This is a genomic window from Legionella qingyii (assembly GCF_003184185.1).
On record NZ_QHJG01000071.1, the window covers coordinates 3,714 to 4,102 of the forward strand.

Below are 389 nucleotides of genomic sequence, written 5' to 3' on the forward strand. Positions count from 1 at the left end.
AACTTCTTGAGGTATCTTACCACCCAGACCCACCTGAACTTGGTGGCTGGAGTGGGAATAGTCCCCACGCTAGATTGGTTGACTAGATGTCTGGGTAAAAATGAAACTATAAAAGTGGTTGAGTTTTATAACGTAAAATATCCGTTAGTGAACTTAATCTATTTTTAAGAAAACGTTTTTACGAAGCTACGTGAAAAAAAACTAAACGCTTAATCAATGTGTGATTGAATTTACATGAAGATGTAGAGCAAATGTAGTTGTTGTTGTAGCACTAGCTTATAGAAAAGGCAAAGAAGAGTCAGTGCCGACCCTAAGAAGTAATAGAGTTTTTGTTTGACACACCCGTGAAATTTAATGAAATCACGAAAATTAAATTCCTCCACTAGGTC